The organism is Rhizobium lusitanum, from assembly GCF_014189535.1.
Classification (GTDB): Bacteria; Pseudomonadota; Alphaproteobacteria; order Rhizobiales; family Rhizobiaceae; genus Rhizobium; species Rhizobium lusitanum_C.
Genome location: NZ_CP050308.1, coordinates 1,330,990 through 1,345,236, shown reverse-complemented (window position 1 = coordinate 1,345,236; position 14,247 = coordinate 1,330,990). Strand labels below are relative to the sequence as shown.

General features: G+C 59.0%; 11 protein-coding genes and 2 pseudogenes. 9 read left to right on the top strand and 4 right to left on the bottom strand.

Annotated features, from left to right (window positions below):
- Nucleotides 1-15 precede the first annotated feature (15 nt).
- Together chpT and HB780_RS20265 are read left to right on the top strand one after the other, a co-directional pair.
- On the top strand, nt 16-663 hold the full coding sequence (gene chpT, locus HB780_RS20270; RefSeq protein WP_183695621.1) for a histidine phosphotransferase ChpT: 648 nt from the start codon (nt 16-18) through the stop codon (nt 661-663).
- 204 nt (nt 664-867) lie between these two features.
- Nucleotides 868-1,230, top strand: coding sequence for a response regulator (locus HB780_RS20265; RefSeq protein WP_183695618.1), 363 nt, complete (start codon nt 868-870; stop codon nt 1,228-1,230).
- 165 nt (nt 1,231-1,395) lie between these two features.
- On the opposite strand, the gene ctrA is transcribed toward HB780_RS20265, so the two are convergent.
- Nucleotides 1,396-2,097: a response regulator transcription factor CtrA gene (ctrA, locus tag HB780_RS20260; protein ID WP_047456684.1), complete on the bottom strand. Its 702-nt coding sequence runs from the start codon at nt 2,095-2,097 to the stop codon at nt 1,396-1,398.
- 440 nt (nt 2,098-2,537) lie between these two features.
- Here ctrA and HB780_RS20255 point away from each other — a divergent pair.
- Nucleotides 2,538-2,893 (top strand): annotated as a pseudogene (locus HB780_RS20255) (flagellar export protein FliJ).
- 187 nt (nt 2,894-3,080) lie between these two features.
- Here HB780_RS20255 and HB780_RS20250 read toward each other — a convergent pair.
- From HB780_RS20250 to cysQ, 3 genes are all read right to left on the bottom strand, one after another.
- A complete protein-coding gene (locus HB780_RS20250; protein WP_183695615.1) occupies nt 3,081-3,362 on the bottom strand; it encodes a GNAT family N-acetyltransferase in 282 nt (93 codons plus the stop codon).
- Between the two features lie 344 nt (nt 3,363-3,706).
- The gene (sciP, locus tag HB780_RS20245) at nt 3,707-3,982 is read right to left on the bottom strand and encodes a CtrA inhibitor SciP (RefSeq protein ID WP_007533628.1); all 276 of its coding nucleotides are present in this window, start codon (nt 3,980-3,982) and stop codon (nt 3,707-3,709) included.
- Nucleotides 3,983-4,213: 231 nt separating this feature from the next.
- On the bottom strand, nt 4,214-5,008 hold the full coding sequence (gene cysQ / locus HB780_RS20240) for a 3'(2'),5'-bisphosphate nucleotidase CysQ (RefSeq protein ID WP_183695613.1): 795 nt from the start codon (nt 5,006-5,008) through the stop codon (nt 4,214-4,216).
- 328 nt (nt 5,009-5,336) lie between these two features.
- Here cysQ and HB780_RS20235 point away from each other — a divergent pair, with 328 nt between their 5' ends.
- The 6 genes and pseudogenes from HB780_RS20235 (at nt 5,337) to HB780_RS20210 (ending at nt 14,247) form a co-directional block, all read left to right on the top strand.
- Nucleotides 5,337-6,590, top strand: coding sequence for a sarcosine oxidase subunit beta family protein (locus tag HB780_RS20235; protein ID WP_183695610.1), 1,254 nt, complete (start codon nt 5,337-5,339; stop codon nt 6,588-6,590).
- A 13-nt stretch (nt 6,591-6,603) separates the two neighbouring features.
- The gene (locus HB780_RS20230; protein WP_183695607.1) at nt 6,604-6,879 is read left to right on the top strand and encodes a sarcosine oxidase subunit delta; all 276 of its coding nucleotides are present in this window, start codon (nt 6,604-6,606) and stop codon (nt 6,877-6,879) included.
- Complete coding sequence (locus HB780_RS20225) at nt 6,876-9,833, top strand: sarcosine oxidase subunit alpha family protein (RefSeq protein ID WP_183695604.1); 2,958 nt, start codon at nt 6,876-6,878, stop codon at nt 9,831-9,833. Before HB780_RS20230 ends, HB780_RS20225 begins: the two co-directional genes overlap by 4 nt.
- Nucleotides 9,834-9,840: 7 nt before the next feature.
- Nucleotides 9,841-10,395, top strand: a complete 555-nt coding sequence (locus tag HB780_RS20220) for a sarcosine oxidase subunit gamma (RefSeq protein WP_183695601.1) — start codon at nt 9,841-9,843, stop codon at nt 10,393-10,395.
- 218 nt (nt 10,396-10,613) lie between these two features.
- Nucleotides 10,614-13,039 (top strand): annotated as a pseudogene (locus HB780_RS20215) (GcvT family protein).
- A 305-nt stretch (nt 13,040-13,344) separates the two neighbouring features.
- Nucleotides 13,345-14,247: a branched-chain amino acid ABC transporter permease gene (locus HB780_RS20210; RefSeq protein WP_183695598.1), complete on the top strand. Its 903-nt coding sequence runs from the start codon at nt 13,345-13,347 to the stop codon at nt 14,245-14,247.

Genomic DNA, 14,247 nt, shown 5'->3' with positions numbered 1-14,247 from the left:
TTCAGGAGACAATGAATGTCGAAGAATCCGAACCTAACCTTGACCGGACCGGATCTGGCCGCGCTGCTGTGCAGCCGCGTTTGCCATGATGTGATCTCGCCGGTCGGTGCAATCAATAACGGCCTGGAACTGCTCGATGAGGGCGGCACCGATGCCGACGCCATGGACCTGATCCGCACCAGCGCGCTCAATGCTTCGGTCCGCCTCAAGTTCGCGCGCCTCGCTTTCGGCGCCTCCGGCTCGGTCGGCGCCTCGATCGATACGGGCGAAGCCGAACGCGCCGCGAAGGAATTCGCTGCTGCCGAGAAGAAGGCCGAAGTGAGCTGGACCGGCCCGCGCGCCATCATCCCCAAGAACCGCGTGAAGCTGCTGCTCAATCTCTTCCTCGTGGCCTACGGCTCTATCCCGCGTGGCGGCAATATCGACGTGACACTGGAAAATCCTGATCTTGACGCCAAGTTCACGATTACGACCAAGGGTCGGCTGATGCGCGTGCCGCCGAAATTCGCTGAAATCTGCTCCGGTACGCTGGAAGAGGCGGTCGACGCCCATTCGATCCAGCCCTATTACACCGTGCTTCTGGCGGACGAGAGCGGCATGGAACTTTCCTACAAAGCCACGCCGGAAGAGCTGACGTTCACCGCCATCATGCGCGGCGAATAAGCGCAACTCGCATCCATTTCGATACCCCCGTGGCCGAAACCGGTCGCGGGGGTATTTTTACGTGTATCGAGACGATCTGCGCAATCTTTCGATCGTTCGCGCAATTGAAAATATAACGGTAACGAATCCTTAGCCTCGCGCGCCTATCGTTCCAATCTGAGGTTGGTGCCCGATCGACGGCGACCGGGCGCGAAGGAGCGGATAATGCAGCGGTTCATGATTACGGACGCGTCGGATGTCGTACGCAAGGTCGGCAAGCGCATTCTGTCCGAGCTGGATTTTCTCGTGAGCGAAGCCGGCGATGCCCGCGAGGCATTGGCGCGCTGCCAGGCCGAAATTCCTGATTATCTGATCGTCGACGCCGGCATGGACGGCGCTCTTGATCTGATAGCCGCCATCCGCGCCATGCCGAACGGCAAGGATGTGAAAATCTACTACTGCGTTATCGAGGCTGATCTGCGCAAGCTGATGGCTGGAAAGCGCGCCGGCGCCACCGACTTCCTGCTGAAGCCTTTCGATCGCAAGATCCTGACCGCCGTTTTCGGCAATCGCGCTATCGCGGCCTGATCTATATCAAGCCATTTCATGATTGACGGCCGCCTTTCCGGGCGGCTTTTTTGTTGCTGGAGCATCGTGTCCGCCTGAAAGCGGGATGCCCTAGCGAAATCGACAACAAAAAATCCCGCCTGATGCGGCGGGATTTTGATTGGTGCGGCGGTTGGGGCGGGCGGCTTAGGCGCTTTCGGCTAGCTCGTGGTTGTCGGGTTCGCGCAGCACATAGCCACGGCCCCAGACAGTTTCGATATAGTTGGCGCCGCCGGCAGCATTTGCGAGCTTTTTGCGCAGCTTGCAGATGAAGACGTCGATGATCTTCAGTTCCGGCTCGTCCATGCCGCCATAAAGGTGGTTCAGGAACATTTCCTTGGTGAGCGTGGTGCCCTTGCGGAGCGAAAGCAGCTCCAGCATCTGGTATTCCTTGCCCGTCAGATGCACGCGCTGGCCGCCGACTTCGACGGTCTTGGCGTCGAGATTGACGATCAGTTCGCCGGTCATGATCACCGACTGGGCGTGGCCCTTGGAACGGCGGACAATCGCGTGAATTCGTGCGACCAATTCATCCTTGTGAAAGGGTTTGGTCATATAGTCGTCTGCACCGAAGCCGAGACCGCGAACCTTGTCTTCAATACCGGCCATGCCGGAGAGGATGAGGATCGGTGTCTTGACCTTCGACAGGCGCAGCGTGCGAAGCACTTCGTAGCCGGACATGTCGGGAAGGTTAAGATCGAGCAGAATGATGTCATAGTCGTAGAGCTTTCCGAGATCGACGCCTTCTTCACCGAGATCGGTGGTGTAGACGTTGAAACTCTCAGATTTAAGCATCAGCTCGATGCTCTGCGCTGTCGCGCTATCGTCTTCAATTAGTAGAACCCGCATAGTTATCCCCTTTACCGCCGCCGAAAGGTCGTCAGCCCCCTACGCGATACCGAACAAATCACTGCCTGATTTGAAAGCTGCCATGGAATGGTTAACAAATTCTGATTCACTCTGGCAAGTCGTATCGAATTTATTAAATAATTTTTCCATTGCACTGTTTTCCAAAGACAATCAGCAAATATCAATCCTAATGTGTTGCATTAAGAAGACACGCCAAGTGATTCATTCGACTCGCCTATGCCAACATATCGAATTCCGACTGCGGCATTTACTGACCCTTAAATCATTGCCCCTATCATTAACGATGCCCGTAAACGAAAGGTTACCAGCGGTAGGTTTTTATTAAGATCGCTGGAAATTTTTTTAACCAAACCGTCTCAAAGCGGCGCGGCGGGTCATTTTATCGAGAGCCGGGGTCTCGCATCACGGGAGTAATGCGTATGAAGTCACGTGAGAGCCTAACGCGCCTGAAAGAGTTTCAGGTGAACGAAAAACGTCGTCAGTTGCAGCAATTGCAGATGATGATGGCGGAATTCGACCGCATGACAAAGGATCTGGAGAGCCAGATCGTGCTGGAAGAAAAAAGTCCGGCATTGTCGACCCGAGCCATTTTGCCTACCCGACCTTTGCCAAGGCCGCGCGTCATCGTGCGGACAACCTTCAGGTGTCGATCCGGGAATTGCAGGTGCAGGAAGAGGCGTTGGAAACATCGCTGGAAGAAATGCAGGCCGAATATGCCAAGGCAGCAGCCTTGGAAGAGCGTGACGGTTCGGGTCCGGTAAGGGCACGCGCCTGAATTAACTATTCCGTCGCGAGTTGTTGACCCCAAGCCGACCGTGTTCCGAAATCGGAATGTTTTCAGGGGTTACGGGAAGCGGCGGAAACGGCACGAGAGCCGTGCATGACTGGCCATGATTGGGCCGGCCATGCACGGTTTTTGGTGTTTTCAGGTGGTATGGGTGTCGTCTTTGTTGAGATGGCGTCTACATATTCACAACGTCATGCCATTCTTTATGACGTAGAGACTGCGCCTTGAAAAAAGGGCAGAGCGGGATGATCTTCCAGCCGCCTCGGCGCGCTTCTTCGACAGCATGAAGAGCGAGTGCCTGGCCGACGCCCTTGCCGCGAAGGGCATCCGGAACACCGGTATGATCGACGATGATGAGGGTTGGGGAGGCGCGGGAAAAGGTCATCTCGGCCTCGTGGCCTTCGACCGTGGCGACATATCGGCCGCCTGATGCATTGTTTTCGTTACGAATATCCATGATCAGTCTCCCAAGCGTTGTGTACTGGAAAGATTGACATGCGGAAGGCGAGTTGCCAACTGTCGAGATCGGCAACGCATTGTCTCCTCTTCGAATATAGCATCGATACGGAGGAGATCATTAAACAGTCTAGATGGACTGATTAAATATTCTGATGCGTTAAAGGCGGTCTCTGACGACCGTTTTGACTATTGCCAAGACAGGCTGACCTGCCGCGACGTCCATGCAGCCCGGCCTGTGGTTTTGCACTGGCTGCGTCATGAATTCGGGCCTTCTTCTTGCCCTGTTGAGGGGGAAGGAGGCCCGAACCGAAGATCAAACGGATATCGCGGCGGCTGCAATCGTCAGTGACGATACTGCTGTATGCGGGTCGTCCGCAGGCCGGCGAGGCCATGGGAATTGATGGACGACTGCCAGGAAAGGAATTCTTCGACAGTGAGCGTATAACGTTCGCAGGCTTCTTCCAAGCTCAGCAAGCCACCGCGCACAGCGGCAACAACCTCGGCTTTACGACGGATAACCCAGCGGCGCGTATTCGGCGGCGGCAGGTCGGCTATCGTCAGCGGGCTGCCATCGGGGCCGATGACATACTTTACTCGGGGACGTATCATTTCGGTCATTGGACTCTCTACACATACTCAAGACCACAAGAACCACTCTAGCTTGCCACATTTAAAAATTGCCTAAGCGCTTAGTAACACTTTGCTAAGAATTTTAAGAAAAACGGCAGCAAGCTGATTTGCAGCTGGCGCAGTGCCGCCACAAGCCAAGCAATCCCCTACAATTCGTGGGAGCACGCAGGCTTTGCTACTATTTTTTGTCAGTAAAAACTTACGCTTTGGGATTGAAAACTAGGCGTCGACCAGTTTTTTCTTCCCGCCCCAGCAGATGAAATTGGGGTTGGCGAAATCGGAATCGTCGCTCTGGTCGGTCTTGCCGTAGGCGAGGGGATGGCCGTCGAGCGTGACGGTCGAGCCGCCCGCAGCGCGCAATACGGCATCGCCGGCTGCCGTGTCCCATTCCATCGTGCGGGTAAAGCGCGGATAGACGTCGGCTTTGCCTTCGGCCAGAAGACAGAATTTCAGCGAGGAACCGATCGAGGTACAGGCGGAGACGGCATTTTCCGCCAGGAAGCTGTCCGTCGTCGGGCTGCTGTTGCAGCGGCTGGCGAGCGCCAGCAGCTGGCCGGGTTGCTCGCGCACCATGATGATCGAGCGGTCGGCAACGGTGAAATTGTCCGAAATGACGAGCTTGCGCGCCTCGCCGCCTTCTCCCGTGAAGGCAATGCCGAGTGCCGGCGCGAAAACGACCCCGGCGACGGGAGCACCGTTGTGGATATAGGCGATGTTGACGGTGAACTCGTCGCGATGTTCGATGAATTCCCGCGTGCCGTCGAGCGGATCGACAAGGAAGAAGGAGCGGCCGCGAATGTCGGGAATCCTGCCGGCGGCCACCGATTCCTCGGCAATTGCCGGAATGTCGGGGAAGTCGCGTGTCAAATGCTCGAGAATGATATGTTCGGCGCGTTCGTCGGCGAGGGTGACAGGGCTCTGGTCCTGCTTCAAGGCGACAGCATAGCCCGCGCGGTAGACCTCCAAAATGGCCTTACCCGCCTCAAGGGCTGCTTTTTCAAATGTCGCGAGCATCTGCCTGTTCGTCTTTCCGCAGCTCGTCTGCGTTGCAAGTCTGGAGCTATAATACTTAAGAGGTCTTCACTATGAAGTGTAGACCCGGAGCCGATCACGTTTTTACCGCCTAGCTATCGGATTGTGACTCTGCAATCGGGCTCTGCATCGCCCGCGCCGATGCCGGCAACATCCACAGGACCGCGTGCCTTTTGGGATACAGCAGCTTGCTGCCGTAGCGCATCTGAGAAAGAAGATGTCCTGTTTGCGAAGATTTTCCGTCCTTTCGGGACTTGTCGTTTTTATTGCATATGCGAATGTGCGGCCGGGTAGAGATCGGGATTAATTCATGCGTTATTCGGCATATCAGGTTCTGAAACAGGCGTTTTCAGGGAACCGACATTGGCAGCCCGTGTGGCGAACCCCGGAGCCGAAGCCGCATTATGACGTGATCATCGTCGGTGGGGGCGGCCATGGGTTGGCGACGGCCTATTATCTTGCCAAGGAGTTCGGCATCACCAATGTCGCCGTGCTGGAAAAGAGCTATCTCGGCTCCGGCAATGCCGGCCGCAACACCACGATCATTCGCTCCAACTATCTGCTGCCAGGCAATGAGCCCTTCTACGAGTTCTCGATGCAGCTCTGGGAAGGGCTGGAGCAGGATTTCAACTACAATGCCATGGTCTCCCAGCGCGGCGTCCTCAACCTCTTCCATTCCGATGGCCAACGCGACGCCTATGCCCGGCGCGGCAATGCGATGCGCATGCACGGGGTCGATGCGGAGCTGCTGAACCGGGATCAGGTCCGCAAGATGATGCCGTACCTTAATTTCGACCACGCGCGCTTTCCGATCCTCGGCGGCTTGCTGCAAGAGCGTGGAGGCACGGCCCGGCACGATGCCGTCGCCTGGGGCTATGCGCGTGGCGCCGACAGCCGTGGCGTCGATCTCATCCAGCAATGCGAGGTGATCGGCATTCGCCGTGACGAGACCGGCGCGGTGACCGGCGTCGAGACGACGCGCGGTTTCATCGGCTGCGGCAAGCTGGCGCTGGCGGCAGCCGGCCACACTTCGATCCTCGGCCAGATGGCGGATCTGGAGCTGCCGATCGAAACCCATGTGCTACAGGCTTTCGTCTCGGAAGGGCTGAAGCCGGTGATCGACCACGTCATCACCTATGGTGCCGGACACTTCTATATATCGCAGTCGGACAAGGGTGGTTTGGTTTTCGGCGCCGATATCGATTATTACAGCTCCTATGCCCAGCGGGGCAATCTGGCCACCGTCGAACATACGATGGAGGAGGGAGTGTCGCTGATCCCCGGCCTGTCGCGCGTTCGCGTGCTGCGCACATGGGGCGGGGTGATGGATATGAGTATGGACGGCTCACCAATCATCGACCGCACCCATATTGATAATCTCTATCTGAACTGCGGCTGGAATTATGGGGGCTTCAAAGCGACGCCTGCCTCCGGTTTCTGCTTTGCGCACCTGATCGCCAAGGGCGAGAGCCATGAGGTCAGCCGCTTCATGCGGCTTGATCGCTTCGAGCGCGGTTTTGTGATGGACGAAAGCGGCAAGGGTCCGCAGCCGAATCTGCATTGAGGGCACAAAACCAATGGCAAGCTTGATCAACTGCCCGCATTGCGGCGCGCGCCCGAAGGAAGAGTTCACCATTCGTGGCGCCTCGGTCGTCCGTCCGGCGCTATCGGCACCGGATGAAGACTGGCATCGCTATGTCTATATCCGCGACAACGAGCGCGGGCGCATTTTCGAAGATTGGCATCATGCAGCCGGTTGCCGCCGCTGGCTGATCGTCGAGCGCAGCAACATCACTCACGAGGTTTTCTCCGTCACGGATGCTGCCGACAAGGCGCGGGAGGCGGCGCAATGACGGCCTATCGTCTCTCTTCCGGCGGCCTCGTCAATCGCAGCCGGCCGCTTTCGTTCAAGTTCGACGGCAAGGATATGAAGGGGCTGGAGGGCGATACGCTCGCCGCCGCCCTTCTCGCCAACGACCAGCTGCTGGTCGGCCGCAGCTTCAAATATCATCGGCCGCGCGGCATTCTGACGGCGGGTTCGGCTGAGCCGAATGCGCTGGTGACGATCGGCAAGGATGGCCGCACGGAGCCGAACACGCGGGCGACCGTTGCCGAACTCCATCAGGGCATGACCGCCGTCAGCCAGAACCGTTGGCCGTCGCTGAAATATGATGTTGCCTCGGTCAACGGGCTGTTGTCGCCCTTCCTCGGCGCCGGCTTCTACTACAAGACCTTCATGTGGCCGGCAGCCTTCTGGGAGAAAGTCTATGAGCCGCTGATCCGCCGCGCCGCCGGTCTCGGCAAGGCGGTAATGGAGCCCGATCCGGATCGTTATGAGAAAGCCTGGGCGCATTGCGACCTGCTGGTGATCGGCTCCGGCCCGGCGGGGTTGATGGCAGCGCTGACGGCGGCGCGTGCCGGTCTGCGTGTCGTCCTTGCCGACGAAGGGTTTCGTCTGGGCGGATCGCTGCTATCCGAACGGCTGTCGATCGGCGGGGTTTCCGCCGATGCCTTTTTGCATACCGCGCTCGAGGAGCTTCAAAGCTTCGAGAATGTCACCTTGATGCCACGCACCACGGTCGTTGGCTGGTACGACGACAATGTCTTCGGCGCAGTCGAAAAAGTGCAGAAGCATGTGGCGATGCCGTCGCCGGATCTGCCGGTCGAACGTCTGTGGCGCATCGCGGCCAAGCGCGCCATCCTTGCGACCGGCGCGGAAGAACGCCCCTTGGTGTTCGGCGGCAATGACAAGCCGGGTGTGATGATGGCGGGCGCGATGCGCAGCTATCTCAACCGCTACGGCGTGGTGGCTGGCCAGAAGGTGGCCGTGTTCACCAATGGTGGCGCCGGCTATCGCACGGCGCAGGATCTGGCGGCCGAAGGTGTCGAGATATCGGCCATCATTGATACGCGTAGTACGGCATCCGATGTCGCGCCGCAGGGCGTTCGGGTCATCCATGGCGGCACCGTGCAGGCGACGAAGGGCAAATATCGCATCAGCGGTGTCATTGCCGATCGTGGCGGCCTGGACGAACTTGTCGCCTGCGATGCGCTGGCCATGTCCGGCGGCTGGTCGCCGATCATCCATCTTGCCTGCCAGCGCGGTGCGAAGCCGGTGTGGTCAGAGGAAAAGCAGGCCTTCATGGCGCCGACGGTCGGCGGTGAACTGGAGATTGCCGGTTCGGCTGCTGGCATCGATGGCGTTTCGGGTTGTCTTGCCGATGGTGCTGCACAGGCGCGGCGGGTGATCGAAAGCCTTGGTCGCAAGGCGCAGACGGCCGAGCTGCCGGAGGTCGAGGGCGACTATGATTCGTCCTTCGCTGCGACCTGGCATCTGCCGGGTGCCAGGGACAAGGCCTTCGTCGATTTCCAGAATGACGTGCACACCAAGGATCTGGGCCTGGCGCTGCGTGAAGGCTTCGGCCATGCGGAGCATGCCAAGCGTTATACGACCAGCGGTATGGCGACGGATCAGGGCAAGCTCGGCAATGTCAACGCCGCCGGCATCATCGCCGGCATGCGGGGCGTCAGTCCGGCTGCCGTCGGTACGACGACATTTCGGCCTTTCTATACGCCTGTCTCGTTCGGTGCCCTGGCGGGCACATCGCGCGGCAAGCATGCGCATCCGGTGCGGGAATCGCCGCTGCATGGCTGGGCGAAGAAGAACGGCGCTGTTTTTGTCGAATCCGGCCTTTGGTATCGCTCCGCCTGGTTTGCGCGCGATGGAGAAAAGACCTGGCGTGACAGCGTCGATCGCGAGGTGCTGAATGTCCGCAGCAATGTCGGCCTCTGCGATGTCTCGACGCTCGGCAAGATCGAAATATTCGGCAAGGATGCCGCCGAGTTTCTCAATCGGCTCTATTCCAACGCGTTCCTGAAGCTGCCGATCGGCAAGGCGCGTTACGGGTTGATGCTTCGCGAAGACGGCATTGTGTTCGACGATGGCACGACGAGCCATCTATCGCCGAATCACTTCTTCCTCACCACCACGACCGCAATGGCCGGCGAGGTGATGACGCATATGGAGTTCTGCTCCCAGAACCTCTGGCCGCAACTAGACGTATGTTTTGTCTCCTCGTCGGATCAATGGGCGCAGATGGCGATTGCAGGGCCGAAGGCGCGGCTGGTTCTCGAGCAGATCGTCGAGGACGATATTTCCGATGCGTTCTTTCCGTTTCTTGCCGCCGCTGAAGTGAGTTTGAAGGGTGGGCTGAAGGCGCGGCTGTTCCGCATCTCCTTCTCCGGTGAACTCGCCTATGAGCTCGCCGTTCCCGCCGGTTATGGCGAGGCGGTGGCGGATGCGGTCATGGAGGCGGGCAAGGCGCATGGTATCTGCGCCTACGGCGTCGAGGCGCTGAATGTGCTGCGCATCGAAAAGGGTCATGTCACCCATAATGAACTCGACGGCCGCACCACGCCCGACGATGTCGGTCTCGGCAGAATGATGTCGACGCAGAAGCCGGATTTCATCGGCAAGCGTCTCTCGACCCGATTCGGCCTGACCGCCGCCGACCGTGGCCAGCTTGTCGGCTTGAAGCCGATCGAGGCCAATAAGGAGATCAGGGCCGGCGCGCACCTCCTCAGAGAGGGCGCCAAGCCATCGACCGCGAATGACCAGGGGCATGTCTCCTCGGCCTGCTTCTCGCCGGGTCTCAATCATTTCATCGCGCTCGCCTTTCTGAAATCGGGCCGCGAGCGGATTGGTGAACATGTGATCGTCTGGGACGGATTGCGCGGCGAGGACGTGGTTGCCGAGGTCTGCAATCCGGTCTTCGTCGATCCCGACAACAAGAAGCTTTTAGGGTGAGGGTCTGATGAGCGCCGCATATCAAAACAGGCACGTTCTGGAAGATCATATTTCCGGTTTCGAGGCCGAGCCCAATCCGAATCATCTCGCCGTCGTCCGTCGACCCGTCATTTTCTCCGTGCTCGGCCATGGCGGACAGGAAGACTGGACGCTGGCCGCACTGAAGGCGATGCCCGATATTTCCACCCGCCACGCCGGACCTGGCGAATGGCTGGCGGTATCCGAAACGCTTGGGGCTGAAAGCCTCGCGCGTGACCTCGCCATGCTGGATGCAAGCCGCGCTTCCTTTTTCGAGCAGAGCGACGGCCGCGTGGTGCTGCGCCTTTCCGGCCCAAGCGTTCGCCGTATCCTGGCGAAATGCGTGGCGGTCGACCTGCATCCGCAGGTTTTTGCCGAGGGACAGTCGGCCAGCACGTTGTGCTGCCATGTGAGTGTCAATCTCGCCCGAACCGGCCCTGACCGTTTCGAGATCATCGTTCCGCGCTCCTATGCCGGCAGCGTTTTCGAGGAGGTGATGGAGATGGGTCGCGAGTTCGCGTTGACGGCTGGCTTTGCCGATTGAGACTGCAATCCGGAACGATGTAGCGCGGTTTTCCGACGGGTCCATGCGTCCGAAAGCGAATGGCGCGATCCGAACAATCGCGATGGCGCAAACAGACATATCGGTTTCGCAGTTCGGGCTATTTGGCCTCCTGGATAGTCTCTAGGCTGCCCTGCAAATACGGCCGGTCACAAGGGAGAACTCCTTGCGACTTCGAGCCGAAAACAGGGGATTTCCAGATGAAAAGCCATGCCAGGGTCGTCGTCATTGGCGGCGGGGTCGTCGGATGTTCGGTGCTTTATCACCTGACAAAATTCGGCTGGACGGATGTCGTCCTGCTTGAGCGTTCCGAGCTGACATCTGGTTCGACCTGGCATGCGGCCGGTGGCATGCACACGATCAACGGCGATCCGAACGTCGCCAAGCTGCAGAAATACACGGTCGAGCTCTACAAGGAAATCCAGGAGTATTCCGGCCAGGATATCGGTCTGCATATGACCGCCGGCCTAATGCTGGCGGCGACGCCGCAGCGCTTCGACTGGCTGAAGTCGATCCTCGCCAAGGGACGCTACAACGGCCTGGAGGCGACATTGCTGACGCCGAAAGAAGCGCATGAGATGATGCCGCTTCTCGACCCGGACCAGTTCGTCGGCGCTCTTTACGATCCCGTTGAGGGCCATCTCGACCCTTACGGCACGACGCATGCCTACGCGCGCTCGGCGAAGAAGAACGGCGCCGACATCTATCTGCACACCAAGGTCGAGGAGCTGGTGCAGCGCGAGGACGGCTCCTGGCGAGTTATCACCAATCAGGGCGAGATCATTGCCGAGCATGTCGTCAACGCCGGTGGCCTCTGGGCGCGCGAGGTCGGCCGCATGGTTGGGCTGGAGCTGCCGGTGCTCGCCATGGAGCATATGTATCTGATCACCGAGGATATGCCCGAGGTGATGGACTACAACAAGACAAGCGGCAAAGAGCTGATGCACTGCGTCGATTTCGATGGCGAGATCTATCTGCGCCAGGAGCGGCAGGGCATGCTGATGGGCACCTATGAAAAGGCCTGTCGCCCATGGTCGCCGGTGACGACGCCATGGGATTTCGGCCATGAGCTGCTTGCCGAGGATATCGAACGCATTACGCCGGAACTCGAGGTCGGCTTCCGGCATTTCCCCGCCTTCAACAATGCCGGCATCAAGAAGATCATCAACGGACCTTTCACCTTCTCGCCGGATGGCAATCCGCTGGTCGGGCCGGTGCGCGGGCTGACCAACTATTGGTCGGCCTGCGCCGTCATGGCTGGCTTCAGCCAGGGCGGCGGCGTCGGGCTGGCGCTTGCCAACTGGATGATCTACGGCGACCCGGGCTTCGACGTCTTCGCCATGGATGTCTCGCGATACGGCGACTATGCGACGCTTGCCTATACCAACGCCAAAGTGCGCGAGAACTACACTCGGCGCTTCTCGATTCGCTATCCCAACGAGGAACTGCCGGCGGCACGACCGCTGCTGACGACGCCGATCTACGACAAGCTCAAGGCGGCGGGTGGTGTTTTCGGCGCATATTACGGTCTGGAACAGGCGTTGTGGTTCGCGCCCGAGGGCGAGGAGGACCAATTCTCCTGGCGGCGCTCGAACGATTTCGACGTGGTCGGTGCGGAGGCCAAGGCAGTTCGCGAGAGTGTTGGGCTGATGGAGACCTCCGGCTTTGCCAAATATTCGGTCAAGGGACCGGGCGCGGAAGCTTTTCTCGATCGGCTGCTCGCCTGCCGTATTCCGGCCATCGGACGCATGACGCTGGCGCCGATGCTGAAGCATGACGGCAAGCTGATCGGTGACTTCACGCTCGCCAAAATGGGCGAGGAGGATTTCCTCGTCATCGGCTCCGGCATCGCCGAGGCCTACCACATGCGCTGGTTCGAGGACCTGTTGCCGAAGGACGGATCAGTGGAATTGAAGGCGCTCGGCCTGTCATTGCTCGGCCTTTCCATCGCCGGACCGAATGCGCGCAAACTGCTGGAAAAGCTGACGCACCAGGACGTGTCCGCCGCTGCTTTCCCCTTCATGTCGATCCGTCGCATGGATCTTGGCATGGCGCCCGCAATTGTCGGCCGCGTCTCCTATACCGGCGATCTCGGCTATGAGATCTGGATGAAGCCGGAACATCAGCGCTACCTCTTCGACCTGCTGATGGAGACGGGCGCCGAATTCGGCATCCGGCCCTTTGGCCTGAGAGCCCTGAACGCGCTGCGCCTCGAAAAGTCCTACGGCAGCTGGGGACGCGAATATCGCCCGCTCTACGGGCCGCTGGAGGCCGGGCTCGGCCGATTCGTGGCGCTTTCAAGGAGGCCGATTTCATCGGCAAGGCTGCGGCTGCCAGGGAGAAGGCGGAGGGCGGAGCGATGAGGCTGTGCACCTTCATTCTGGAAGTGAAGGATGCCGATGTCATCGGCGACGAGCCGATCTATCATGATGGCGCTGTCTGCGGCTGGGTGACTTCCGGCGGCTATGCGCATGCCTCGGGCGTTTCGGTCGCCATCGGCTATGTGCCGAAGGAGATTGCCGACGAAGCGCAGGGTTGGTCGATCGAGCTGCTAGGCGAAATATTGCCGGCGACGCTGCAACCGCAGCCGTTGTTCGACATCGACGGCGCACACATGCGCTCCTGATCGTCAGGCTCGAATGGAGAAAAACGGGCTTCCAGTGAAGCCCGTTTCTGACGAGATGTTTTCAGTTTGAAATATCTTTTGGCCATCGTGGCTATTTTTGAGCCAGTCGATGCCGCTTTTGTACCATTTTTGGTTCGAATTGCGTCATCACACGGTCATTTGAAAAGAATTTGTCAATTTCCTGCCTTTTTGGCTTCACATTTCCTTCGAAAGCAGTATGGAATCGCGCCCAAGGGCCCTCTCGAAAGGAACCTCAATCAATAAGAGATGCGGTCCATAGGCTCCGCATCCAGGGGAAATGACATATGGATTATTTTATCCAGCAGCTCCTAAACGGGCTGACTCTCGGGTCTATTTATGGCCTGATCGCCATTGGCTATACCATGGTTTACGGCATCGTCGGCATGATCAACTTTGCCCATGGCGATGTTTTCATGCTCGGTGGCTTCGCCGCTCTTATCACCTATCTGGTTCTTGTATCGCTGTTCGCCGGCCTGCCGGTGGCGGTCTTGCTACTGATCATGCTCGTCGTCGCCATGCTGATGACGAGCCTGTGGAATTGGGTGATCGAGCGTGTTGCTTACAGGCCTCTGCGCGGCTCGTTCCGCCTGGCGCCGCTGATCACGGCCATCGGCATGTCGATCGTGCTGTCAAATTTCATCCAGGTGGCGCAGGGCCCGCGCAACAAGCCGATCCCGACGCTGGTGGGCGATGTCTATAACTTCGACGGTGTATCGCTGTCGCTGAAGCAGATCATCATCTTCGTCATCACCGTCGTCCTGCTCGCAGCCTTCTGGTATCTGGTCAACAAAACGGCACTTGGCCGCGCCCAGCGTGCCACGGAGCAGGACCGCAAGATGGCGGCGCTGCTCGGCATCAATGTCGACCGGACCATTTCCGTCACCTTTATCATGGGCGCGGCCCTCGCCGCCGTCGCCGGCACGATGTACCTGATGTATTATGGCGTCGCCAATTTCACCGACGGTTTTACTCCCGGTGTCAAAGCGTTCACCGCGGCCGTTCTTGGTGGCATCGGTTCGCTGCCGGGCGCCGTTCTCGGTGGTCTGATGATTGGTTTCATCGAGTCGTTTTGGTCGGGCAATTTCGCCATCGCGTATAAGGATGTCGCGACCTACGGCATCCTGGCCTACGTGTTGATCTTCAAGCCGACGGGTATCCTCGGGCGGCCGGAAGTCGAGAAGGTATAA

Excerpts from the sequence above, each read along its gene's own strand:
- chpT (WP_183695621.1), top strand. The coding sequence starts at position 16 with ATGTCGAAGAATCCGAACCTAACCTTGACCGGACCGGATCTGGCCGCG.
- HB780_RS20265 (WP_183695618.1), top strand. The coding sequence starts at position 868 with ATGCAGCGGTTCATGATTACGGACGCGTCGGATGTCGTACGCAAGGTC.
- ctrA (WP_047456684.1), bottom strand. The coding sequence starts at position 2,097 with ATGCGGGTTCTACTAATTGAAGACGATAGCGCGACAGCGCAGAGCATC.
- HB780_RS20250 (WP_183695615.1), bottom strand. The coding sequence starts at position 3,362 with ATGGATATTCGTAACGAAAACAATGCATCAGGCGGCCGATATGTCGCC.
- sciP (WP_007533628.1), bottom strand. The coding sequence starts at position 3,982 with ATGACCGAAATGATACGTCCCCGAGTAAAGTATGTCATCGGCCCCGAT.
- cysQ (WP_183695613.1), bottom strand. The coding sequence starts at position 5,008 with ATGCTCGCGACATTTGAAAAAGCAGCCCTTGAGGCGGGTAAGGCCATT.
- HB780_RS20235 (WP_183695610.1), top strand. The coding sequence starts at position 5,337 with ATGCGTTATTCGGCATATCAGGTTCTGAAACAGGCGTTTTCAGGGAAC.
- HB780_RS20230 (WP_183695607.1), top strand. The coding sequence starts at position 6,604 with ATGGCAAGCTTGATCAACTGCCCGCATTGCGGCGCGCGCCCGAAGGAA.
- HB780_RS20225 (WP_183695604.1), top strand. The coding sequence starts at position 6,876 with ATGACGGCCTATCGTCTCTCTTCCGGCGGCCTCGTCAATCGCAGCCGG.
- HB780_RS20220 (WP_183695601.1), top strand. The coding sequence starts at position 9,841 with ATGAGCGCCGCATATCAAAACAGGCACGTTCTGGAAGATCATATTTCC.
- HB780_RS20210 (WP_183695598.1), top strand. The coding sequence starts at position 13,345 with ATGGATTATTTTATCCAGCAGCTCCTAAACGGGCTGACTCTCGGGTCT.